Source organism: Dactylosporangium sp. CA-152071 (genome assembly GCF_050936335.1).
GTDB classification, from domain to species: Bacteria; Actinomycetota; Actinomycetes; order Mycobacteriales; family Micromonosporaceae; genus Dactylosporangium; species Dactylosporangium maewongense.
Genome location: NZ_JBNJMZ010000001.1, coordinates 8,079,004 through 8,102,459, shown reverse-complemented (window position 1 = coordinate 8,102,459; position 23,456 = coordinate 8,079,004). Strand labels below are relative to the sequence as shown.

Here is a 23,456-nt window from a genome sequence, read left to right as displayed (position 1 = left end):
GCCACTCCCCCATCCAGCGCACGACTCGCCCTGCAGCGAGCGCGCCGACCCAGCGGTCAACTCCCCGCCTTCAGCGCACGACCGCCCCGCAGCGCACGCGACGCCCCTGAGGACCGCGGGCCCAGGCCTGGGCCTGGACCTGGGCCTGGGCCGCACAACGACGCCGTAGGAACCGCCTCGCATGGCGCGACTCGCCCCTCCGACGGGACCGGCCGAGAGCAGAACCAGCCGGCTCAACGTCACCGGGACGCCGCTGGTCCGTCGCTCAGCCACAAGCAGGCCCGTCGCATCCGGGCCCCCGTCACGTGGTGCACGAGACCATCCAGCAGCGACACCCGCTTCTGTGGAACTCGGAAGCAGTGCGCCCGACTGCCGGAACACACCGCTGCGGCCGGGGCCGGGGCAAAGCTCGCCGACTCCGACTTCGACTCCCACCCCGACCTCGACTCCGACCTCGACCCTGACTCAGACCTCAACTCCGACTCCCACCCCGACCTCGACCCCGACTCAGACCTCAACTCCGACTCCCACCCGACCTCGACCCTGACTCAGACCTCGACTCCGACTCCTACCCCGACTCCGACTCCGACCTCGACCTCGACCTCGACCGTGGCCGCCGGTCCCACCCCGCCGCGGTTTCAATGCTCGGCAAGGTGCTCCGCCAGCCGGTCGAAGAAGTGACGCCAGCCCGCCGCGGCGCCTGCGGCGTGCTCGGCGTCCGTGTTCACACCCTGCTGGCGCATCGTCATCTCGGTGCAGCCGTCGCCGGTCGGCTTGAACATCACGCTGACGGTCGAAGCGACGTCGCCGGTCGTGTTGTCGGGGTCGCCGGTCGTCATGACGAGCCGGGCGGGTGCGTCGAGCTCACGGTAGAAGCCGCCGAGCGGATACTCGTTGCCGGCGTCGTCGAGCATGACGACCTGCCACGCGCCACCCGGCCGGGTCTGCATGACGATGCGGTCCTCGGGCGTGGTGAACTCCCGCGGCCCGAACCACTGGCTGAAGCCGGCCGGCGTCGTCCACGCCATGTACACACGTTTCGGCTCTGCGGGGAGCCTGCGGGTGATCGAATACTCAACGGCGTTCACGGCGTGCTCCTTGCGAGAGTGGAGAGCCGGCACGTCGCCGGCCCTCCACGTGCGATCAGGCGTAGACGGCTGCGAGCCACTCGGACCAGGTGCCCTCGGCGGTCGCCTGGTCGATGTCGGCGAAGATGTGGTGGCCGGTGAGGATCATGCCGCCGCCGCCCACGAACCGCAGCAGCGCGTCGTCGGTGCGCACGCCCAGGAACCCGGGCTCCAGGGCCACGTCGACCACGCCGACGATGTCCCGCCCGCCGACGGTGAACTGCGCCTTGTCGCCCTCGCTGACCGGCCCGGTCAGACCGACGGCGCCGACGATGCCGGCCCACGCCTGCTCCTGGTCGGACTGCTGCGGTCCGAACGCGGTGACCGGCACGGCGGCACGGCCCGGGAAGTGCACCAGGTACTGCTCGAGCGTGCGCAGGTAGAGCGGGTTGCCCTTGCGCAGCGCGTCATACTGCTCCTCCCAGTCGCCGGTCATGATGCCGCTGTGCACCAGCCGCAGTGCGGTGCTCCCGCCGTCGCGGCCCTCGACGAGATACTCGAACGCCATGAACGCGCCGTCTTCGGCGGGCGCGCCCTTGTACGCGAAGCGGTGCGGCGGCTCCCACGCGGTCACCGTCGACTCGGCGGTGAACCCGGGCATCGTGAGCGTCCCGCGGCCGCCGACGCGCGGCTCGACCTCGGTCCTGCCCATGAACCAGGAGTCGATGCCGGGGCCGGTGGCGATCGCGTCCCAGACCTGCTCGGGCGTGGCCGCGATGTCGATGTCGTGGGTGAGCTCGAATTCGTGCGACATGTCAGGACTCCTCGGTCTGTGAGCGGTGCTGGCTTTCGATCTGGACGTCGATGTCGGCGTCGACGGCTGCCACGTCCATCGGACGGCCGCCCTCCGGACGCAGGCTCGGATGGATCGCGACGATGACCCTGTGGTCACGGCCGCCTTCGGCGTGCTCGTCGTGATATCGGCTCACCAGCGCGGCGACGGCCGCGGTCAGCTCCTGGGCGAACGCGGCCCGGTCGGCCGCGGAGGCGAACCGCACGGTGCCGTCGAGCGCGAAGGTGGCGACCGGCTTGCCCGCCCGGGCCGCCCCGGTGATGAGCGTGCCGACCTCCTTGACGAGCCGGGCCGCGACAGCGAGCAGCCATCGCGCGGACAGCCTGTCGGGCGACTTCGCCGGGTCGGGCGCCACGGCCGAGAGCGCCGTCGGCGAGATCACGAACGACGCGGCCGCGGCTCGCAGCACGCGCTCCGTGACGTTGCCCTTGCGTCGCTCCTCGACCAGCTCGACGAGCCCGTGCGCTTCGAGCGTCTTGAGGTGGTAGTTCACTTTCTGCCGGGGCAGGCCGACGATCGCCGCGAGGCTGGTCGCCGAGTGCGGCTCGACCAGCAGCGACAGCAGTCGCGCCCGGATCGGGTCCAGCGCCACCTCTGCCGCGCTGGCCTCCTCGATGACTCCCACTTCGAACATGCGAGAACGGTACCCGCCGAAAACTCGAACTGTCAAGACAAGAAAAATTGTCGGACCCCATCGCTACAGTGACCGCTGTGACATCGCAGGTGCGGGGACCGCGGGTCTCCACCATCGAGTTGTTCTTCGACCTTGTCTTCGTCTTCACCGTGATGCAGCTGGCCAACGTGTTCGTCAAGCACGTGGACACCTACGCGCTCCGGGTGCTGCTGATGCTCGGCATCATCTGGTGGATGTACGGCGGCTACGCCTGGCTGACCAACGCGGTCGCGCCCAGCAGCACCCTGCGCCGCACACTCCTGCTCACCGGGATGGCCGGCTTCATGGTCATCGCCCTGTCCATCCCGTATGCGTTCGACGGCGACGGCTGGGCCTTCGGCGTGGGGTATGCCCTCGTCACCGTCGTCCACTCCGCACTGTTCCTGCAGGCCGACGACAACGCCTCGATCGGCACCGCGATCGCCGGGCTGGCCCCGATCAACGGCACCGCCGCCCTCATGGTCCTCGCAGGCGGGTTCCTCGGCGGCGCTTGGCAGTACGGGCTGTGGACCGCGGCGCTCGTGCTGGTCGTCGTCGCGCCGTACCTGCAGCGCAGCATGGGGATCTGGACGATCGACGCGGGCCACTTCGCGGAACGGCACGGGCTGGTCGTCATCGTCGCCATCGGCGAGTCGGTCATCTCCATCGGCCTGGCCTTCGCCGGCATGCACATCGACCCGGCGGCGCTGCTCGTGGCGTTGCTCGGCCTCTGCATCGCGTACTACCTGTACTGGAACTACTTCTCCGGCGACGAGACCCGCGCCGAGCACGCGCTGCACGCCATCGCCGAGCCCGTCCGCAAGGCCCGGGTCGCCGTTGTGGCGTGGGGCTACGCGCACTACTTCCTGATCGCCGGCATCGTGTTCACCGCGGTCGGGGTGAAGCTGTCGGTCGGGCACGCCTTCGAGCCGCTGCACTGGCCGAGCGCCATCGTCCTGAGCGTGGGTGTCGCCACGTTCCTGCTCGGCCACGCCTGGTTCCTGTCCACATTGGAGGTGCCTGGAGCCTGGTACCGGGTGGCCGCGGCAGCCGGCGTCATGGCGGCGATCCCGTTAGGACACTGGCGGGCCGTCGCCCAGGTCACCGCGGTCCTGCTCGTGCTGGCCGCCGCGGTCATCGCGAAGGACATCAAGACCGTCCGCGCCCAGCACACCACCGCCATCCACGACTTCGGCCGCTGACCGCCCCGGCCGTCGGCCCGCCCGCAATGACGACGGGCCCGGCGGCCATGCCCGACGAATCGGCCCTGCGGCGGGCTGAGGGACATGACCCGATGGAAAGCAGGCCATCGGGCAGGACCTGACGGGCGCCGGGGCCAGCGGGCAGAGCCCGGCGAGCCGCAGGCAGAGCCCGGCGAGCCGCAGGCAGAGCCCGGCGAGCCGCAGGCAGAGCCCGGCGAGCCGCAGGCAGAGCCCGGCGAGCCGCAGGCAGAGCCCGGCGAGCCGCAGGCAGAGCCCGGCGAGCCGCAGGCAGAGCCCGGCGAGCCGCAGGCAGAGCCCGGCGAGCCGCAGGCAGAGCCCGGCGAGCCGCAGGCAGAGCCCGGCGAGCCGCAGGCAGAGCCCGGCGAGCCGCAGGCAGAGCCCGGCGAGCCGCAGGCAGAGCCCGGCGAGCCGCAGGCAGAGCCCGGCGAGCCGCAGGCAGAGCCCGGCGAGCCGCAGGCAGAGCCCGGTAGATGGCAGGCCAGCGGACAGAGCCGACGGGCCGCGGGCCAGCGACTGGGCCCGATGGATGGCAGGCCAGCGGACAGAACCCGGCCGAACGGCGGGCAGCAGGCAGAACCCGGCCGAACGGCGGGCAGCAGGCAGAACCCGACGGGCGGTGGGCCAGCAGGCAGGAACAGACCGACGGCGGGCCGGCGGGCAGGAACCCGGTGGGCGGCGGGCTGGCGGGCTGGGCTCGGTGGGCGGGTCAGCGGGCAGGACCTGGCAGGCCTCGGCCGAACCGTCCGGCGTATGTGGCGGTCGGGTCGGTTGGCGGGTGCGGCGGGTCGGTGACGCTGGATCGTGCGTGATGCCGACGTTGAGCGTTCGCGTTGGCGCACGGACAGGGGCTGCCCAGTCAGGGTTCGGGCACGGGTGGGTCTGTGTCTGTCCGCGCGGGCGACGGGCCGGAGAGCGATGTGGTCGGCGGGGTGCGGGAGTCGCAGGCAACCGACGGGCCTGCGAAGCGCCCGCGTGGGTCAACACCGACAGGAACAGGTCCATGGGATCGATGGCCGTGGAGAAGCAGGGGCGATTGGCGGGGCTGCGGGGAACCGTGGGCGATCAGCGGGGTCCTCGCGACGCGCTGGCACGGTCGACATGGACAGGAGCAAGCCCCGCGGGGCAATGGTCGTGGAGAAGCGCGGGCGAATCGGCGCGGGGGTAACGGGTGCGAGGGCTGCGGGCGATCGGCCGATGCAGGAGGAAGTCGCGAGGGGACCTGGTTCGGTGGGTGCCACGGGTGTTGACGTGGTTGACGATGCGGGTGGTGTGGTTGTCCAGGGGTCCGGGGGGGTAACGGGTTGGGTGTCCGGGGGTCAGGGGCGGGTTTGGGGAAGCAGGCCCAGGGACATGGCGGTGGTGACGGCGGCGGTGCGGTCGCTGACGTCGAGCTTGTTGAAGGTGCGGAGCAGGTGGGTCTTGACGGTGGCCTCGGTGATGTGGAGGGTGCGGCCGATGTCGGCGTTGGTGGCGCCGGTGGCGACGAGGGAGAGGACCTGCAGCTCGCGGGTGGAGAGGATCGGGGGCTGAGGCGGGTTGCGGACCTGTTGGACGAGGCGGCCGGCGACGGACGGGGCCAGGACGGTCTCGCCGCGGGCGGCGGCGCGGATGGCGGTGGTGAGGTCGGTGCGGGAGGCGTCCTTGAGCAGGTAGCCGCTGGCTCCGGCTTCGACGGCGCGGAGGATGTCGGCGTCGGTGTCGTACGTGGTGAGGACGACGACGCGGGTCTGCGGCAGGGCGGCGAGGATGCGGTCGGTGGCGCCGGCGCCGTCGAGGCCCGGCATGCGCAGGTCCATCAGGATGACATCGGGGCGGTGGGTGTGGGCGGCGGTGACGGCCTCGTCGCCGGAGCCGGCCTCGCCGACGACGGTCAGGTCGGGCTCGGACTCGAGCATGCCGCGCAGGCCGTCGCGGACGACGGGGTGGTCGTCGACCAGTAGGACGCGGATCATGACGGGCCCGTAGAGACCGTAGAAACCGAAAAAACGGTGGGAGGCATGGCATTGATCATTTCAGCTGGAGCCCGTGGCGATGGCCGTGCCGGGAAAGCACAGAGGGTCATGACAGCTCGACCGTGATGGTGGTGCCGGCGCCGGGGCGGCTTTCGATGGTGCAGGTGCCGCCGGCGTCCTCGACCCGGGCGCGCATGCCGGCCAGGCCGTAACCGGCGGCGGGTGCACCCGGAACGCTGAATGCAACGGGGGAACCAGAAGAAGGAACAGTGAAGCCGGCCCCGTCGTCGGTGACGGTGAGGACGACCGAGGTGCCGGTGGTGGTGAGCCAGACGTCGACGGTGGTGGCGCCGGCGTGTTTGCGGACGTTGGTCAGGGCCTCCTGCAGGGAGCGCAGCAGCACCACCTGCTGCGCGGTCGGCAGGTCGATGAGGGCGCCGGCGGGGGACGGCAGGTGGCAGGCGGTGCGGATGCCGGTCTCGGCCGCCAGGCGGGAGAGCTGGCGGCGGACCGCGGCGACGAGGCCCGCGGTGTGCAGGTCGGCGGGGCTGAGGGCGGCGACGAGGGCGCGCGCCTCGGCGAGGTTGTCGCGGGCGGTGCCGACCACCTGCTCGAGGCGCCGCGCGGTCTGCGCGGGGTCGGTGGCGGCCTGGGCGAGGGTGATGATGCTCGTGAAGCCCTGCGCGAGGGTGTCGTGGATCTCGGCGGCGAGGCGGGCCCGCTCGGTGAGCACGCCGGCCTCGTGGGAGAGGCGGGCGACCTCGGCGCGGCTCGCGGACAGCTCGGCGATCATCGCGGCCCGTTCCTCGTTCTGGTCGGCGAGCCGGTCGATGTACGTGCCGGAGACGATCGCGAAGGCGAGGCCCAGCACGGTGAGCGGGATCAGGCCGTGGACCCGGGTCAAGGTGCCGTCGCGCAGGTAGGCCAGCGGCACCGGGACCAGGTCGAGGACGGCGACGACCGCGATGGCAGGGCGCAGCGGGAGCGCGGCGAAGAGCATCGCGCCCCATGCGAAGAGCGCGAACGCCGCCGTGTGGTCGAGCCAGACCGCGGTGAGGTGCAGCAGCGCCAGCACCGCCACGAAGAGCGGCGTGGCGAACTGCACGAGGCGGAACACGAGATACCAGCCGAGGCACGCCACCACCAGCACGCACGCGAGCACGGAGCCGGGAGGGTCGGCCAGCATGAAGCCGACGACCGACCCCACGACCGCCACGTGCAGCGCGTCCCACAGGCCGAACGTCACCGGCGCGACCAGCGGAACGTCAGCAGGCTCAGGACCAGGCCGATCAGGCACCACGCCCCCAGGACCAGGGCGGTCTTGCCGGGCTCCCATGAACCTGCCACCTCCTGCGCGGCGAGGGCGTCGGGCAGGAACACCGAGCGGAATCCCTGCCCCATCCACTTGACGGGGAACAGCGCCGAGACGTTGACCATCGCCGATGGCAGCGCGGCGATGTGGACGAAGATGCCGGACGTGAACTGCAGGACCAGGACGGGCAGGTTGAGCACCGCCGGGGCGCTGCGGGCCGAGCGGGCCAGCGACGACGCGGCGATGCCCAGCAGAGTACAGGCGACCACCGACAGAACCAGGAGCCAGCCGAACGTCAACCAACGATCAACACTCAAGGACACCCGCAGGTCGAAGAGCAGCACACCGACCAGCAGGAGCAGCAGCACCTCGAAGAGGGCGGCGAAGAAGACCAGCACGATCTTGCCGACGAAGTAGGCGCCGGCGGTGACGGGCGTGCCGCGCAGGCGTTTGAGGGTGCCGTCCTCGCGGTCGACGGCGATGCCGACGCCCATGGAGATGAACGCGGTGGACAGGATGCCGTAGGCGATCATGCCGGCGGCGAACACCTGGCTGTGCGTGGTCGGGGACCCCGGCGAGACGGGCGTGTCGAAGATGAGCCCGAGCAGGATCGTGAGCAGCGCCGGGAACGCGAACGTGAAGATGACCGCGTCCTTCTGCCGGATCAGCTGGAGGACCTCGACGAAGCCGCGGGAGCGGCCCATGGCGAGCGTGGACGGCATGGTCATGACCGGGCTCCGATGAGGTCGAGGTAGACGTCTTCCAGGCTGGGGCGGCGGATCTGGAGGTCGAAGGCGTCGGGCGGCAGCGCGGCGACGACGCTGTTGGGCGAGTCGGTGCGCACCTCGTGCAGGCCGGTGCCGTCGCGCCAGGTGACGGTGGCCTGCGCCCGGGCCAGTCCGCCCACAGTGGACGGTGTACCGGCGGCCACGATCCGCCCGCCCGCGATGATGGCCAGCCGGTCGGCGAGCGCCGCGGCCTCTTCGAGGTAGTGGGTGGTGAGCAGGACCGTGGTCCCGTCGGCGGCGAGGGAACGGATCAGCGCCCAGAACTGCCGCCGCGCCTCGGGGTCGAAGCCGGTCGTCGGCTCGTCGAGGAAGACCAGGGCCGGGTTGCCGATGATGCCGAGCGCGACGTCGACGCGGCGCCGCTGCCCGCCGGACAGCGTTCGCACCCGGGCGCCGGCCTTGTCCGACAGCCCGACGAGGTCGAGCACGAGCGAAGGGTCGCGCGGAGCAGGGTAGAAGCGCGAGTAATGCCGGACGGTCTCGCGAACCGTGAGGTCGGCGGCGTCGGTGGCGGTCTGGAGCACGATCCCGATCCGGGACCGCCACCGACGGCCGGCGGAGAACGGGTCCTCGCCCAGCACCCGTACATCACCGGAATCGCGGCGACGGTGGCCTTCGAGGATCTCGACGGTGGTGCTCTTGCCCGCGCCGTTGGGCCCGAGCAGGGCGAAGATCTCCCCGGGCCCGACGGCGAGGGAGATCCCGTCGACGGCCGGGATGCCCCCGTACGCCTTGCGCAGCCCGTGCACTTCGATCGGTGTCATGAGGACATCGAAACGCGTACACACCCTGCCGCGGGACGACCGGAGGACTGAAGCCGGCTGTCAACCGGTCGGTGGACAAGCGCCGAGCCGGAGGACCTGGGCGGGTAGGTCCTCCGGCTCGGCAGGGGATAAAGCGCTAGAGGCTCGTCACGTAGATGATCTGGTTGGCCGTGTTGGCCGGACCACCCGTGTTGTTGATGACGTGGTTGATCGTGCCGACGCCGCCGAGCGAGACGCTGACCATGTTGCGCAGCGCGACGCCCGCCTTGACCGGGACCTCGAAGGAGCGTTCGCCGACGACGGCCGGGTTGGCGTTGAAGTAGCAGTAGCTGCCCAGCCCGTACGCCTCGTGCGTGGTGACGGCGTCGGCGACCTTGTAGGCGGCCCATCCCCGGGTGGAGCCGTTCATCCAGGCGGCCTGGTTCGGCGGGTCGTAGGGCATCTCGTTCTGGAAGAAGTACGTGCGGCCGCCGTTGCCGTTCCAGATGACCTGGTACTGCTGGTAGTGCTCGACGAACAACCCGTACATCGTGACGTTGTCGCCGTTGACGACCATGCCGTTCTGGCCGGTGTTGATGTTCCAGCCGTAGGTGCCGGCGTTGCCGTGGTCGGCGCGCCAGATCCACATGTGGTCGCCGATCACGTTGTTGCTGTTGACCTGCAGGCTGACGGTGGCCTTGCCGACGTGGGCGCCGCCGACGCGGAAGTACACGTCGTGCAGCGAGGTCGGGTTCGCGGCGTGTGAGGCCGAGGACCCGGCCGGGCCGAGCTCGACGAGGGTCGGCGAGTTGACGGTGCCGGCGTCGATGAGCAGGCCGGCGAGCTTGACGCCGTCGACGTCGGCGACCTTGATCGCGGTGACGCCGTTGTCCGGCACGAACGTGGCGAGGCCGAGGCCGAGGACGACCGTGTTCGGGTTGTTCACCTGCAGCGGCGCGTTGAGGTGGTAGACGCCGGGCGTGACGAGCAGGTGCCGGCCGGCGGCGAGCGCCGCGTTGATCTGCGCGGCGGTGTGCCCGGGGCGGACGATGAAGAACTGGTCGAGGGAGATCGACGAGCCCGCCGGGGTCTTGCCGAACCAGCTGGTGCCGGTCGTGTTGCTCTGCAGCGCCGGGACGAACACCCGGTAGGTGCCGGTGCCGTCGATGTAGAGGAACGGCTTCTCCCGCTGCAGCGGCGTCTGGTTGATCACCGTGTGCGACGGGTTCGGGAAGTGCGGCGGCGGGGCGCCCTGCACGCCCTGGAAGACCATGTTCCACACGGAACCGGCCCAGCTGCCGAGCTCGCTGTTGCGGGTGTACCACTGCTGCTGCGAGCCGGACACGACGCGCCCGTCGACCTTCGTGTCGGCCATGAGTCCGCCGGAGGACCAGCCGTCGCCGCCGTTCCAGAGCTGGATCTCGTTGTTGCCGCCGCGCAGGTGCATGCGGCGGTACTGCACGGCCTGCGAGACGGCCCAGCGCTCGACCTGCACGCCGTTGCCGGTGTTCGGCAGGGTCACGGACAGGTTCTCCGCGCCGCGCCAGAAGTTCTGGGTGGCGTTGCCGCCGAACCAGGTGGCCTCGGCCCGGACGTGGCCGTTGATGTTGACGTCGTCGGGTGAGAACCCGAGGCCGGCGACCTGGGTGTAGAAGCCGACGTTGGCGTCGACGGTGTGGTTGCCGGGCTTGAACAGCACCGCGTAGCGCTCGGTGCCGAACTGGTTGGTCTCCTGACCGGCGAAGATCTGGTTGAGCCGGGCCTGCGCGGCGGCCTGCTGCGACGGGTCGAAGACGGAGACGTTGGGGCCGAAGTTGGGGTTCTTCGGGTCGGGCGTCTCGATCGGCCCGCTGCTCGTGGGACCGCTGCTCGACGGGCTGGCGCCGCCCAATACGTACACCTCGAACTCCCACAGCGAGACGCCCCACTGCGTGGCCTTGGCGGTGGCGTTGACCCGAACATAGCGGCCGGTGCCGGTCACGTCGATCGTCTGGACCCCGCCGGTGCCGGTGGTGGTCGAGTGGATCGTGGTCCAGACGGCGTTGTCGCTGGAGACCTGGATCTGGAAGGCGTTGGCGTACGCGGCCTCCCAGCGCAGGACCACCCGGCAGAGCTGGTACGACGCGCCGAGGTCGACGGTGATCCACTGCGGGACGGAGGCTGCGCTGGCCCAGCGGGTGCCGGTGTTGCCGTCGACGGCGGCGCTGGCGGGCGTGCCGGCGTTCTCGGTCGAGGAGGCGGTGACCGGGCGCGTGATCGCGCGGTTCGTCGGGCCGCAGGTCTGGCCGGTCGGCGAGGACTCGCCGTACACCTGGAACTCCCACAGCGAGTAGCCGTAGGCGGTGTTGCGCTGGGTGCCGTACATCCGCACGTAGCGTCCGGTGCCGGTGACGTTCAGCGTCTGGGTGCCGCCGGCGCCGGTGGTGGTGCTGTAGACCTGCGTCCAGGTCGCGGCGTCGTTGGAGATCTGGATCTGGAACGCCTTGCCGGACGCGGCCTCCCAGTTGAGCACGACCTGCGACAGGGCGGCGGGCGCGCCGAGGTCGACCTGGATCCACTGGGGGTCGGCGAAGGCGCTGGCCCAGCGGGTGCCGGTGTTGCCGTCGGTGGCGGCGGTCGCCGGCGTGCCGGCGTTCTCGCTGGAGGAGGCGGTGGTGGGCTTGCCCTGCGACAGCAGGGTGGGTGCGGCGCTCGCGTTGGGCAGCGCGATCGCGGCGACGGCGGTGGAGAGCATCAGGGTGGCGGCGCCACCGAGGAGCCAGCGGCGCAGACCGTTGCGCCGCGGTGGCGCATCAGCGGGCGCATGCGCCGCGGGATAACGCGACAAACGCGGAAATTTCATGATCCTGCCTGTCAGTCGGGGGACGTGGCGGGGCCGTGAGCTGGGCGGACGGAACCGTGGGCGGTGACCTGTCGAGGCAAGGCGGTGCGTCGACGGTCGTCGACATTTTCATGTCGGGAGCCACACATGAGAGAGCGCTCTCTCAGAACCACGAGTGTTACGCCGAGGTTGCACCGGCGTCAAGACATACTTCGATCGCGACGTAAACAATCCTGTTTTGTCCGATTCAACGGACCGCCGGAACCGCCTCCCGACCTTGACGTCCAGGTGACGCACCACTTTAATGACGACATTATTTAAGTCCCGACAGAAACCAACTGGTCGCGGCAACACCCCGTTCGGCTGGGACCAGCACCACCTTCACCCCCCTGTCGAGCGTGCGACCGTCACGCCGCAGCCCCAACCCCTGCGGTCGCTTCGGCACGCCGGTCGGCACCCATCGAAAGGGCAGACACGTGCCGAGACGAAGGCTCGCGTTACTGACGGCGGCCGCCCTCCTGACCGGTTCGCTCGCCGCGTGCGGCAACCCCGTGGCGGACGCCAAGACCCTGACCTACTGGGCGAGCAACCAGGGCAGCAGCCTCGAGTTCGACAAGCAGACCCTGGCCCCCGTCCTGGAGCGCTTCGAACAGCAGACCGGCATCCACGTCAAGGTCGAGGTCGTGCCGTGGTCGGACCTGCTCAACCGGCTGCTGGCGGCGGCGACGTCGGGGCGCGGCCCGGACGTGGTCAACATCGGCAACACGTGGTCGGCGTCGCTGCAGGCGACGAACGCGCTGATCTCGTTCGACGCGGCGGCGTTCGACCGGATCGGCGGCCGGGACCGGTTCGTGCCGGCGGCCCTCGCCTCGGCGGGCGCGCCGGGCAAGGCACCGGCGGCGGTCCCGCTGTACTCGCTGTCGTACGCGCTCTATTACAACAAGCAGATGTTCGCCGACGCGGGCATCAGCAAGCCCCCGGCGACGTGGGAGGAGCTCGTCGAGGTCGGCAAGCGCCTCACCAACGGCAAACAGTGGGGCCTGGCGATCGAGGGCGCGAACCTGTCGGAGAACGCGCACCATGCGTTCACGTTCAGCCAGCAGTACGGCGGCGAGTGGTTCGACCTGAGCGGCAAGCCGACGTTCGACACGGACCAGAACGTCAAGGCGATCAAGCGGTACATCGACCTCATGGCCGTCGACAAGATCGTCAACCCGAGCAACGCCGAGTACGCGAAGAACGAGTCGCTGTCCGACTTCGCCAACCGCAAGGCGGCGATGCTGCTGTGGCAGGCGGCCGGCTCCGCGTTCCAGGCGCAGGGCATGCGCCCCGAGGAGTACGGCATCGCGCACGTGCCGTTCCCGGCGAACCCGCCCGCCGGCGGCCGGAAGGTCAACAGCATGGTCGCCGGGATCAACATCGCGGTGTTCCGGCACAGCAGGAACCTGGAGGGCGCGATGGAGTTCGTGAAGTTCATGACCAGCGACGACGAGCAGGTCGCCCTCAACAAGGTGTACGGGTCGCTGCCGTCGGTCAAGGGCGCGCTCACGAACCCGGCGTTCCAGGCGCCGGAGCAGAAGATCCTCGCCGAGGTGCTCGCCTCGACGGCGTCGCCGCTGCCGCAGGTGACGACGGAGAGCCAGTTCGAGACCCTCGTCGGCGCGGTGATGAAGGAGCAGTTCGCCAACGCGGCGAACAACAAACCGATCACCGAGGCCGCCATCCGGGCGAAGCTGAAGGCCGTCGAGCAACGGATGAAGGCATGACCGCCGGGCACCCGCAGCGGCGGGTCACACCGATGCAGTCGGCCCGCGGGTCGGCGACCGTCCCCGTCCGCCGGCCCATGCACGCCGCGCCGGACGTGCGGCAGCACCGCGGCTCCGCCCCCAACGCCGCGCCGCGGCGGGCGAGCACGCCCGCGCAGCGCCGGAGGCGGCGGCTGCGGTCCAAGTACCTGCCGTACATGCTGGTCCTGCCGGCCGCGTTCCTGGAGATCGCGATCCACGTCGTGCCGATGCTCGTCGGCGTGTGGATGAGCCTGCTGGAGCTGACCCAGTTCCACATCCAGGACTGGTCGACGGCGCCGTTCGTCGGGTTCGGCAACTACAGCGCGACCCTCGACGTCAACAGCGAGACCGGCAAGGCGCTGCTGCACTCGTTCGGCATCACCGTGCTGTACACGACACTGTCGGTGGCGATCTCGTGGCTGTTCGGCCTGTCGGCGGCGGTGTTCCTGCAGCGGCCGTTCCGTGGCCGGGCGCTGCTGCGCACGCTGTTCCTCACCCCGTACGCGCTGCCGGTCTACGCCGCCGTCATCACCTGGGGGTTCCTGTTCCAGCGGGACACGGGCCTGGTCAACCACGTGCTCGTCGACCAGCTCGGGCTCGTCGACGGGGAGCGGCCGTTCTGGCTCATCGGGGAGAACAGCTTCTGGGCGCTGCTGGTGGTGTCGGTGTGGCGGACGTGGCCGTTCGCGCTGCTGTGCATCACCGCCGGCCTGCAGAACGTGCCGACGGAGATGTACGAGGCGGCCGCGATCGACGGCGCCGGGTTCTGGCGGCGGATCACGTCGGTGACGCTGCCGTCGCTGCGGCCGATCAACCAGGTGCTGCTGCTGGTGCTGTTCCTGTGGACGTTCAACGACTTCAACACCCCGTACGTGCTGTTCGGCGGCTCCGCGCCGCCGGAGGCGGATCTCATCTCGATCCACATCTACAACAGCTCGTTCAGCACCTGGGACTTCGGCACGGGCTCGGCGATGTCGGTGGCGCTGCTGCTGTTCCTGCTGCTGGTCACGGCCGTCTACCTGTTGATCACGAACCGCAGGAGGATCCATGCGTGAGGGCCGGGGCGAGCGGATCGCCCGCTGGATCGTGCTGACCTTCCTGGCCGCGTTCGTGCTGACGCCGCTGTACGTGATGGTGAGCTCGGCGTTGAAGCCGCTGCAGGACGTGCAGGACTACTTCACCTGGTTCCCCTCGACGCTGACGTTCCAGGCGTTCGTCGACATGTGGAGCACCGTCCCGCTCGGCAACTACCTGCTCAACAGCGTGATCGTGGCGTCGGTCGCGGCGGTGTTCTCGGTGGTGATCGCGGTCTTCGCGGCGTTCGCGATCAGCCGGTACCGCTTCCGCGGCCGGAGCGTGTTCTCCGTCGCGGTCCTGTCGACGCAGATGTTCCCCGGCATCCTGTTCCTGCTGCCGCTGTTCCTCATCTACGTGAACCTCGGCACGGCCGGCGGCGTCGACCTGTACCAGACCCGCCTGGGCCTGGTCATCACGTACCTGACGTTCTCGCTGCCGTTCTCGATCTGGATGCTGGCCGGCTACTTCGACTCGATCCCCCGCGGCCTCGACGAGGCGGCGCAGGTCGACGGCGCCGGGTCGATGCGCACCCTGTTCACCGTCATCCTGCCGACCGCGGTGCCGGGGATCGTCGCGGTGACCGTCTACGCGTTCATGACGGCGTGGGGCGAGGTGCTGTTCGCCTCGATCATGACGGACCAGGACAGCCGGACCCTCGCCGTCGGCCTGCAGGCCTACTCCACCCAGTTCCAGGTCTACTGGAACCAGGTGATGGCCGCGTCCCTGGTCGTCAGCGTCCCGGTCGTCGCCGGGTTCCTGGCGCTGCAACGGTACTTCGTGGCCGGCCTCACCGCCGGCGCGGTCAAGTAGGGCACCGCGCCGGCGGCACGGTCACGCGAGCCGCCGGCGCGGCCGAGCAACGCGCAAGCAGCCCCCGTCCTCAACCACCAAGAGGAGAACCGTCCCGTGCTGGATCTGTCCAACCTCCCACCGAACTTCATCTGGGGGTCCGCGACCGCGGCGTACCAGATCGAGGGCGCCGTCACCGAAGACGGCCGTGGACCGTCCATCTGGGACACCTTCAGCCATGCGCCGGGCAACGTCGACAACGGCGACACCGGCGACGTGGCCTGCGACCACTACCACCGCTGGCCGGAGGACATCGCGCTGATGCGCAGGCTGGACCTGGCGGCGTACCGCTTCTCGGTGGCGTGGCCGCGGGTCATCCCGGCCGGGACGGGCGCGGTGAACGAGGCCGGCCTGGACTTCTACGACCGGCTCGTCGACGGGCTGCTCGAGGCGGGCATCCGGCCGTTCGCGACCCTGTACCACTGGGACCTGCCGCAGGCGCTGCAGGACCGGGGCGGCTGGCCGGAGCGGGCGACGGCGGAGGCGTTCGCGGACTACGCGGCGGTCGTCGCGGGCCGGCTCGGCGACCGGGTCGCGGACTGGAACACGGTCAACGAGCCGCTGTGCGTCTGCTGGATCGGGCATCTCGAGGGCCGGATGGCGCCGGGCGAGCGGGACCTGACCCGGGCGGTCCGCGCGTCGCACCACGTGCTGCTCGGCCACGGCCTGGTCAACCAGGCGATCCGCGCGTCGGCGCAGCTGCCGCCGGCGGTCGGGATCGTGCTGAACCTGAGCCCGACGGAGCCCGGCAGCGACCGGCCGGAGGACGTGGCGGCGGCGCGGCGCGCCGACGGGCACATCAACCGCTGGTGGCTGGACCCGCTGCACGGCCTCGGCTACCCCGCGGACATGCTCGACACGTACCGGGTGGAGGTGCCGGTCCGCGACGGCGACCTGGAGCTGATCGCGGCGCCGACGGAGTTCCTCGGCATCAACTACTACTTCCGCCAGGTCATCGTCGACGACCCGGGCTCCCACGCGCCGTTCGTCCGGCAGATCCCGGTGCCGGGCTCGATCGAGACGGCGATGCCGTGGGAGGTCTACGCGAAGGGCCTGGAGGACATCCTGGTGCGGGTCGCCGAGACGTACCGGCCGCGCAGCATCCTCGTGACGGAGAACGGCTCCGCGTGGGCGGACACGGTCGAGCCGAACGGCGACATCCAGGACAAGGAGCGCGTCGACTACCTGGAGCAGCACCTGGACGCGGTCCGCAACGCGGTCGTCCGGGGCGCGCCGGTCGACGGCTACTTCGCCTGGTCGCTGCTGGACAACTTCGAGTGGGCGTACGGCTACGACAAGCGCTTCGGGCTCGTCCGGGTCGACTACGACACGCAGCAGCGCACGATCAAGGCGAGCGGCCACCGGTACGCGGAGCTGATCCGGAGCCACCGAGCCACTCATCAGTCCGGTCAGCAGGCAGGGCACGATCCGGTGATTTAGGGTCGAATGTGGCGCTGCCGGGTATGCAACACGGCAGCGCCACGCCACCTGCGACCGAGGAGACGTGATCATGAGCTCTGAAACCGCGAGCTGGGACCCGGCACCGGACGAGGAAGGCCAGCTGTCGGCCCAGGACACCCTGTCGGACCGCGGCCTGGACGACGCCCTCGACGAGGGGTATTCGCCGCCGGAGAAGCCGCTCGGGTTGAACGCGTTCGGGGTCACCCAGGCCGAGGCGCAACGGGGCGAGTCCTGGGACCGCCGCCTACGGCAGGAGGAGCCGGACCCGCTGGCCCGGCCCGACCTCGACGACTACGGCACGACGACCGAGTCCGGCGAGTTCTTCGACGCGGGCGAGGTCGGCGACCGGCGGGCCGGGCGGCTCGTCGCCCCCGACGAGGGCTGGGGCGAGGACGAGGAGAAGGACGAGATCGGCTCCGACGTGGGCATCGACGGCGGCGCGGCGTCGGCCGAGGAGGCCGCCATGCACATCATCGAGCCCGACCTGCGCTGACGCCGTACAGTGGCGGCGAAATAACCGAGAGCGACCATCGCCACCGCGACCGGCCACAGCACATACCATGTGGTGAGGGCGAGCAGCCCGACCACACACAGCAGCGCCACGACCGCGACGCGTCGGGACCAGCTCCCGACCGGCAGCAGCTTCACCGCGGCCGCCGTCCCCAGGACGTACACGACGACGAACGACGCGGTCGTGGCCAGCAGCAGCGGCTTCGCCCCGACGCCCAGCGGCCCCGCGACGGCGAGGCACGCGCCCGCGAGCCCGGCGACCACGGCCAGTGACCGGCGGGGCACCTCCCCCGCGCCCGCGCCCTTGGCGAGCCACGCGGGCATCGCCCCGTCGCGGCCGAGGGCGGCGCCGAGCTTGGCGGCGCCCGCGAAGTAGGCGTTGACGGCGCCGGCGGTGAGCAGCAGCGCGACGACCGCGGTGAGGATCTTCACGTCGCGGCCGAGGCCGATGGTGAGCAGCTCGGCGAGGGGCGCGGCCACGGTGCCGGCGCGCGGGCCGAGGACCAGCTGGCTGGTGGCGGCGACGAGCAGGTAGAGCACGCCGACGACGGCGACGGCGATCCAGGTGGCGCGGGTCACGTCGCGGCGCGGGTGGCGGTAGTCGGCGGCGAGCGACGTGAGCGCCTCCCAGCCGGCGAACCCCCAGACGAGCACGGCCATCGCGGGCCCGATCGCGAGCCAGCCGTGCGGGGCGAAGGGCCGCAGGTTGGCCAGGTCGGCGTGCGGCAGCGCGGTGCCGACGGCGAGCAGCAGCAGCGCGGCGAGGACGCCGGCGAGCCACAGCTGCGCCTTGCCGGACACCTTCACGCCGCCGAAGTTCAGCCCGGCGACGACGACGATGAGGGCTCCGGCCGTGAGCAGCGTCGTCCGGTGGCCGCCGCCGACGACCGCGGTGACGTAGGCGGCGCCGAAGCCCGCGGCGGGCAGGAACCCGACGGGGACGGCGGCGTAGAAGATCCACCCGACGACGGCGGCGGCGCGCGGGCCGAACGCCGCGCCGACGTACGTGGAGACGCCACCCGCGTCCGGGTACCTGGCGCCGAGCGCGGCGAACGTGGCGGCCAGGGGCGCGGACAGCACGACGAGGGCGAGCCACGCGACGAGCGAGGCGGGGCCGGCGACCTGGGCGCCGAGGGCGGGCAGGGCGATCACGCCGGTGCCGAGGACGGCGCCGACGGACAGGGCCGCGCCTTGCTTGACGGTGAGCATACGATCGACGCTAGGCCCGGGTTTGGCCCGGTAGAAGTACCAATATCCTCCTACTTGGAGTGGGCCAAGTTGGATCTGCACATCACGCTCGGCGGCCGGGGTGACCAGGCGACCCGCATCTATCGGCAGGTCCGCGACGCGATCCTCGACGGGCGGCTGCGGGCCGGCGAGCGGGTCCCGCCGAGCCGGGAGCTGGCGCGGGACCTCGCGGTGTCGCGCAACACGGTCGCCGTCGCCTACGACCGCCTCGTCGGCGACGGGTTCCTGGAGGGGCGGGCGGGCGCGGGCACGTTCGTGGCGATGCCGCCACCGGCGTCCGGGTCGCGCCGCGCCCCGGTCGGCGCGCTCCGCCCGTCGCCGCGCTTCACCTTCCACGAGCGGCCTTCCGTCGCTCCGGCGCGGTACGACCTGCGGGCCGGCCACCCGGACGGCGCCCTGTTCCCCCTCGCCACGTGGCGGCGCCTGCTGACCCGGTCGCTCAGCGCGTCCCCCGACTACGGCGAACCGGCCGGCCTGCCCGCGCTGCGGGCCGCGATCGCGCGGTCGGTGGGGCTGTCCCGGTCGGTGCGCGCGTCGCCGGAGGACGTGCTCGTCACCAACGGCGCCCAGCAGGGCCTCGACCTCGTCGGGCGGGTCCTGATCGAGCCGGGCACGGTCGTCGCGGTCGAGGAGCCCGGCTACCCACCCGCGCGCGAGGCCTTCGAGTCGCTCGGCGCCCGCGTCGTGCCCGTCCCCGTCGACGGGTCGGGCCTGGTCGTCGACGCGCTCCCGAGGTCGGCGCGGCTGGTGTACGTCACACCCTCCCACCAGTACCCGCTCGGCGTCCCGATGACGATGCCGCGACGGTCGGCGCTGCTCGGCTGGGCCGAACGGCACGGCGCGGCGATCGTCGAGGACGACTACGACAGCGAGTTCCGTTACTCCGACCGCCCCCTGGAGCCGCTGCAGAGCATCGACCGGGCGGGCAGGGTCGTCTACGTCGGCTCGTTCGCCAAGACGCTCCTGCCCGCGCTGCGCCTCGGGTTCCTGGTCGCACCCGCGTCGCTGCGGCCCGCGCTCGTCGCGGCGAAGCGCCTCACCGACTGGCACGCCGAGCCCGCCGCGCAGGCCGCGCTCGCCTCGTTCATCGACGACGGGCAGCTGCGGCGGCACGTGCGGTCGGTGACGCGGGTGTACGCCACCCGCCACGACCTCGTGACCGCCGCGGCGCGCGGGGTGCTCGCCGACCGGTTCACGCTCGTGCCGTCGTCGGCGGGCCTGCACGTGACGCTCCTCGCCGCCCCGCACGTCGACGTGCCGCGGGTCGTCGCGCGGCTGCGGTCCGCGGACGTGGCGGTCGAGCGGCTCGCCGGCTTCTTCCTCGAGCCCGCACCGGTGGACGGGCTCGTCGTGGGGTTCGGCATGATCGGCGCCGACGACCTGCCCGTCGCCCTCGACCTGCTCGACCGGTGCTCCTCTGACCGGCCGACAGACCTCCCGTGACGGCTCCGCTATCTTGGACGGATGCTCGTGCGCCGCGCCGCCGCCCTGACCGCGCTCACGATCTGCCTCACCGGCTGCGGCTCCTCGCCGTCGAAACCGGCTCAGTCCGCCGCCCCTTCGGCGTCGTCGCAGGCACCAGCCTCCGCATCGCCGTCCGTACAGGCGGCCGCGCCCGCCTCCGCCGCACCGGCCCCCGCCGGCATCCCCACGATCACCTACACGAAGGCCGCGACCGGGTTCCCCGCCGACCCCGACCAGTCCTCGACGGTCCCGCTGACCGAGGCGGCGCACCCGACGGCGAAGCTCGCCGCCTACGACGCGCCCGGCGGCACCGCCCGCGCCTACCTGACCCCCGACATCAGCGGCGTGCCGCTGGTCATGCCGATCGTCGCCCGGCGGTCCGGCTGGGTCGCGGTGCTGCTGCCGTCGCTCAACCGCAGCATCGGCTGGCTCCCCGAGGGCGGCTGGAACAGGGTGCCGCTGCACGACCAGCTCATCGTGCGGCGCGGCGCGTTCACGCTCACCTGGGTCCGCGACGGCGCCGTCCAGCAGACGTGGACCGTCACCATCGGCGCGCCCGAGACCCCGACGCCGCTGGGGCGCACGTTCGTCCTGGGGCGCTCGTCGCTGCCGAGCAAGGTGTACGCGGGGCTCGACGTCCTCGCCCTCGGCGCCGTCCCGGACGACAAGGGCGCCGTCGCGGAGGGCCTGGCGGACGCGCACACCGGCATCCACGCCTGGTACCGCAACGAGTTCGGCTTCCGTCGCTCCAACGGCTGCGTCCGGATGCCGCCGGCCGCGCAGCAGGCCCTGCTCGACGCGGTCCCCGCCGGCACCAGCGTCGTCGTCCTGCCCTGATCCTTGCTCCGCCTTCTCTGATCGGTCGGCTTCGCGCGGTCGTCTTCGCTCGGTCGTCTTCGCGCGGTTCACTGGCGCTTCACTCGCGACGGCTTACCGTAGGGAAGGTGATCCGTACAGTGGCACTGATTGGTATCGACGGCGCCGGCAAATCCACCCAGGCCCGGTGGCTCGCCGACTGGCTCGACGCGAGCGGCACCCCCGCCCGCTACCACCGCAACGCCGCCGGACGGGTCTTCTTCGGCCGGCTCGCCCAGCGCCTCGGCCGCCGCGACGCCGAAGACCTGCTCGGCGTGCGGCTCTTCCTGCTGGTGGAGACGCTGCTGCGCGGCCTGGTCATCACGAGGGCGCTCCTGGTGTCCCGGCTGACCGGCACGGTGGCCGTCATGGACCGGTACACCTACTGCCAGTACACCAGCATCACCGTCCGCAAGGGCAGGCTCTGGCCCGCGCGGCTGCTCTTCCGCCTCCTGCCGCAGCCCGACCTGGTCTTCTACCTGGCGGTGCCGCCGCCTGTGGCCCAGGCCCGGGTCGAGGCGCGGGGCAAGGACCACGAGGAGCTGGACTACCTGACGGCCTGCGACGAGGCGTACCGGGCGCTGCCGGAAGCTCCCCGGTTCACGATCGTCGACGCCGGCACCGACCCGTCGACGGTCCAGGCGTCGCTGCGCGCCGCGCTGCGCCCCGACCTGCTGCCCGGCGCGACCCAGCAGCCCCCGGCCCGCAGGACCTCCCACCTGCTCCCGATCGGCTGACCACCCGCACCCCTGCTCCCCACGGGCCCGCCTGCCCGGCACGGATCTTCGGCGCTGCCAGCCGGTCCACCGTCGCGGCGCCTCGCGGCCGGTCCGCCAGCGCGGCGTTTCGGTGGACGCCGCCTCGCGGGCCGCCGCTCGCACGGCTGTCCCGTTCGGGTGACCTGCTCGCCTGTCGGAGAGCCGGCAGCTCGGACGCCGGTTAGCGTCGATGTCTCGGGCCCCGCGGGCATCCGAGCACGACGAAAGGAACGCGCGTGTTCTCCACCGGCGACGATCCCGCGGCGCGACTGCGACACGAGCTGCACACCCCGTTGACGTCGATCCTCGCGTACACCCGGCTGCTGCGCGACGACCTCGCCGGCGCCCCCGCCGCGGAAGCCCTGCGCGAGGGCGTCGCCTGCCTCGACGCCATCGACCGCAACGCGGTCCGCCTCCAGCGCTACGTCGACGGCGTCATCCTCCCCCTGGCCGCCGTCGACGAAGACCCCACAGGCACCCACCGCGCCGGCGCCACCGACCTGGTCGCGGTGCTGCGCGACGCCGTCGACCTGGCCCGCCGCGTGGCGGTCGCGGCAGCGGTGAGCATCCACGCGGACGCGCCCGCCACGGTCCCGGTCGCGGTCGACGACCTCGTCTGCCGGCACCTCGTCGGCCAGCTCGTCCTGTGGCTCGCGACAACCGCACCGAGCCGCGCCCACATCGAGATCGCCCTGCGCGCGGACCCTGTGCCGGCCATCGACGCGAAGATCGTCGCCCACGGCGAGCTGACCGCGCCGCACCCCCGCCCCAGCGACCCGCAGAAGCCCGCCGACCTGCGCGTGGCGAGCGCCGTCGCCAGCCTCTGCGGCGGCGAGGTCCGCCTGGACGAGACCTCGTTCCGCCTCACCCTGCCCGCCAGCGTCCTCGCAACAGCAAGCCACCTATCCCCGTAGCGCGCGACTCCCCGTAGCGCGGCGGCTTGCCGCCCTCTCGCGTACCTGCTCGGCCCGGGCTCCCGCAGCGCGGCTCCCGCAGCGCGGCTCCCGCAGCGCGGCTCCCGCAGCGCGGCTCCCGCAGCGCGCGACTCACGTCGCTGTGGCAGCAGTTCACCGGGGCGATGGACGGCAGCTGCCGCACCCGTCCGTGCCCGGCCAAGCGACCGTCCGCTCCAAGACCTTCCTCGCCGGCCTCCCCGCAGTGCGCGACTCCCCGCTGTGCGCAACGCGCGAGCGTCACGCAGGCGACCGTCGCGCACAGCGCGTGCGGGCGTCGCGCTCGCGCACAACGTGCGTCGCGCGGGCGGGCGTCACATCGATCGGGGGGTCACCTGAGTCCGTGGCTGGACTGCTCGCTGGCGGCGCCTGCTGTCAGGCACAGGCTCGGGTCCGGTGACCGGCGGGCCTTCTTCGTCGACCGTAACACTGCCCACCAAATCATGGATGCGGAGCGAATCCAGACTGTCGCTTCCCGTCACGAACCGTTCGGAACCGCAGGTCAGAGGTCGACGATGCCGTCGAGCTCGCCGATGGTACGGCGGACCGTGGGGCCGTGGGAGGTGAGCAGACGGGCCTCGTGGCGGTGGGCCTCGGCGACGGCGTGGGCCAGGCCGAGGCTGCCGTTGAGCCGGGACGCGAGCCGTCCGAGGCCGACCGCGTCGCCACCGTCGAGCGGGGCGACCGTGGCCGTGCTGAGGAGGGTGTCGAGGCGGGCGAGCTCCTCGGCGTACGCGAGCTCACTGCGCGTCTCGGCCAGCGACACCGCAGGCACCACGACCGTGCCGCCGTCGGCGAGGACGAGGCTGACCAGGTCGGCGACGCCCAGGTCGCCCTGCGTGTACGCGAGCACCGCCGCAGGGTCGAGCACCAGCCCGACGGGGCCGCTCATGACCAGCCCATGAGGTCGCGGACCTGCTCACGGGACTCGGTACGGGCCTCGGCGGTGACCTTGGCGCCCGCGTCGTCGAGCCGCTTCCTGGCGCGGGCGCGGCGCTCCCGGTCAGGTCCGGAGTCAGGTCCGGAGTCAGGTCCGGACTCGGCGGCGGCACCGGCACCGGGGTCGATCTCGGTCATGGCGTG

Annotated in this window: 20 protein-coding genes and 1 pseudogene; 10 read left to right on the top strand and 11 right to left on the bottom strand. The window is 71.8% G+C overall.

Annotation, left to right across the window (positions count from 1 at the left end):
• Positions 1–638: 638 nt before the first annotated feature.
• From ACQEVZ_RS36515 to ACQEVZ_RS36505, 3 genes are read right to left on the bottom strand one after another with little or no spacing between them, the layout of a single operon-like run.
• Complete coding sequence (locus ACQEVZ_RS36515; RefSeq protein WP_433375023.1) at positions 639–1,088, bottom strand: SRPBCC family protein; 450 nt, start codon at positions 1,086–1,088, stop codon at positions 639–641.
• Between the two features lie 55 nt (positions 1,089–1,143).
• On the bottom strand, positions 1,144–1,881 hold the full coding sequence (locus ACQEVZ_RS36510; RefSeq protein WP_344503997.1) for an SRPBCC family protein: 738 nt from the start codon (positions 1,879–1,881) through the stop codon (positions 1,144–1,146).
• Position 1,882: 1 nt separating this feature from the next.
• Positions 1,883–2,554: an ArsR/SmtB family transcription factor gene (locus ACQEVZ_RS36505; protein WP_344503996.1), complete on the bottom strand. Its 672-nt coding sequence runs from the start codon at positions 2,552–2,554 to the stop codon at positions 1,883–1,885.
• Between the two features lie 77 nt (positions 2,555–2,631).
• Here ACQEVZ_RS36505 and ACQEVZ_RS36500 point away from each other — a divergent pair, with 77 nt between their 5' ends.
• Positions 2,632–3,774 (top strand): low temperature requirement protein A, encoded by a 1,143-nt coding sequence (locus ACQEVZ_RS36500; protein ID WP_433375018.1) that lies wholly within the window; start codon positions 2,632–2,634, stop codon positions 3,772–3,774.
• A 1,337-nt stretch (positions 3,775–5,111) separates the two neighbouring features.
• Here the strand turns inward: ACQEVZ_RS36500 and ACQEVZ_RS36495 are convergent.
• The 5 genes from ACQEVZ_RS36495 to ACQEVZ_RS36475 form a co-directional block, all read right to left on the bottom strand.
• A complete protein-coding gene (locus tag ACQEVZ_RS36495) occupies positions 5,112–5,747 on the bottom strand; it encodes a response regulator (protein WP_433375015.1) in 636 nt (211 codons plus the stop codon).
• Positions 5,748–5,853: 106 nt separating this feature from the next.
• The gene (locus tag ACQEVZ_RS36490) at positions 5,854–6,993 is read right to left on the bottom strand and encodes a sensor histidine kinase (RefSeq protein WP_433375012.1); all 1,140 of its coding nucleotides are present in this window, start codon (positions 6,991–6,993) and stop codon (positions 5,854–5,856) included.
• On the bottom strand, positions 6,990–7,787 hold the full coding sequence (locus ACQEVZ_RS36485) for an ABC transporter permease (protein ID WP_433375009.1): 798 nt from the start codon (positions 7,785–7,787) through the stop codon (positions 6,990–6,992). The genes ACQEVZ_RS36490 and ACQEVZ_RS36485 overlap by 4 nt, the downstream gene beginning before the upstream one ends.
• Complete coding sequence (locus tag ACQEVZ_RS36480) at positions 7,784–8,611, bottom strand: ABC transporter ATP-binding protein (protein ID WP_433375006.1); 828 nt, start codon at positions 8,609–8,611, stop codon at positions 7,784–7,786. Before ACQEVZ_RS36480 ends, ACQEVZ_RS36485 begins: the two co-directional genes overlap by 4 nt.
• 136 nt (positions 8,612–8,747) lie before the next feature.
• Positions 8,748–11,324, bottom strand: coding sequence for a discoidin domain-containing protein (locus ACQEVZ_RS36475; RefSeq protein WP_433377173.1), 2,577 nt, complete (start codon positions 11,322–11,324; stop codon positions 8,748–8,750).
• Between the two features lie 563 nt (positions 11,325–11,887).
• On the opposite strand from ACQEVZ_RS36475, the gene ACQEVZ_RS36470 reads away from it, so the two are divergent.
• From ACQEVZ_RS36470 to ACQEVZ_RS36450, 5 genes are all read left to right on the top strand, one after another.
• A complete protein-coding gene (locus tag ACQEVZ_RS36470; protein ID WP_433375003.1) occupies positions 11,888–13,177 on the top strand; it encodes an ABC transporter substrate-binding protein in 1,290 nt (429 codons plus the stop codon).
• Positions 13,174–14,253, top strand: coding sequence for a carbohydrate ABC transporter permease (locus ACQEVZ_RS36465; RefSeq protein WP_360558518.1), 1,080 nt, complete (start codon positions 13,174–13,176; stop codon positions 14,251–14,253). Before ACQEVZ_RS36470 ends, ACQEVZ_RS36465 begins: the two co-directional genes overlap by 4 nt.
• Entirely contained in the window at positions 14,246–15,085 is an 840-nt protein-coding gene (locus ACQEVZ_RS36460; RefSeq protein WP_344503987.1) for a carbohydrate ABC transporter permease, read from the top strand. The genes ACQEVZ_RS36465 and ACQEVZ_RS36460 overlap by 8 nt, the downstream gene beginning before the upstream one ends.
• Positions 15,086–15,181: 96 nt before the next feature.
• A complete protein-coding gene (locus ACQEVZ_RS36455) occupies positions 15,182–16,564 on the top strand; it encodes a GH1 family beta-glucosidase (RefSeq protein WP_433374999.1) in 1,383 nt (460 codons plus the stop codon).
• A gap of 70 nt (positions 16,565–16,634) precedes the next feature.
• On the top strand, positions 16,635–17,078 hold the full coding sequence (locus ACQEVZ_RS36450; RefSeq protein WP_433374996.1) for a DUF5709 domain-containing protein: 444 nt from the start codon (positions 16,635–16,637) through the stop codon (positions 17,076–17,078).
• Here ACQEVZ_RS36450 and ACQEVZ_RS36445 read toward each other — a convergent pair.
• Positions 17,024–18,304: pseudogene (locus ACQEVZ_RS36445) on the bottom strand (APC family permease); the annotation flags it as partial. The gene ACQEVZ_RS36450 and the pseudogene ACQEVZ_RS36445 sit on opposite strands and share 55 nt — an antisense overlap.
• A gap of 69 nt (positions 18,305–18,373) precedes the next feature.
• Between ACQEVZ_RS36445 and ACQEVZ_RS36440 the strand changes: the two are divergent.
• The 4 genes from ACQEVZ_RS36440 to ACQEVZ_RS36425 all read left to right on the top strand — a co-directional run bounded on the left by ACQEVZ_RS36440 (position 18,374) and on the right by ACQEVZ_RS36425 (position 22,334).
• Complete coding sequence (locus ACQEVZ_RS36440; RefSeq protein ID WP_433374993.1) at positions 18,374–19,786, top strand: PLP-dependent aminotransferase family protein; 1,413 nt, start codon at positions 18,374–18,376, stop codon at positions 19,784–19,786.
• Between the two features lie 21 nt (positions 19,787–19,807).
• On the top strand, positions 19,808–20,644 hold the full coding sequence (locus ACQEVZ_RS36435) for a L,D-transpeptidase (protein WP_344503983.1): 837 nt from the start codon (positions 19,808–19,810) through the stop codon (positions 20,642–20,644).
• A gap of 107 nt (positions 20,645–20,751) precedes the next feature.
• On the top strand, positions 20,752–21,399 hold the full coding sequence (locus tag ACQEVZ_RS36430; protein WP_433374990.1) for a dTMP kinase: 648 nt from the start codon (positions 20,752–20,754) through the stop codon (positions 21,397–21,399).
• A gap of 257 nt (positions 21,400–21,656) precedes the next feature.
• The gene (locus tag ACQEVZ_RS36425) at positions 21,657–22,334 is read left to right on the top strand and encodes a histidine kinase dimerization/phospho-acceptor domain-containing protein (RefSeq protein WP_433374987.1); all 678 of its coding nucleotides are present in this window, start codon (positions 21,657–21,659) and stop codon (positions 22,332–22,334) included.
• 541 nt (positions 22,335–22,875) lie between these two features.
• Here the strand turns inward: ACQEVZ_RS36425 and ACQEVZ_RS36420 are convergent.
• Together ACQEVZ_RS36420 and ACQEVZ_RS36415 are read right to left on the bottom strand one after the other, a co-directional pair.
• Positions 22,876–23,265 (bottom strand): hypothetical protein, encoded by a 390-nt coding sequence (locus tag ACQEVZ_RS36420; RefSeq protein WP_433374984.1) that lies wholly within the window; start codon positions 23,263–23,265, stop codon positions 22,876–22,878.
• A complete protein-coding gene (locus tag ACQEVZ_RS36415; RefSeq protein WP_433374981.1) occupies positions 23,262–23,450 on the bottom strand; it encodes a hypothetical protein in 189 nt (62 codons plus the stop codon). Before ACQEVZ_RS36415 ends, ACQEVZ_RS36420 begins: the two co-directional genes overlap by 4 nt.
• Positions 23,451–23,456 lie beyond the last annotated feature (6 nt).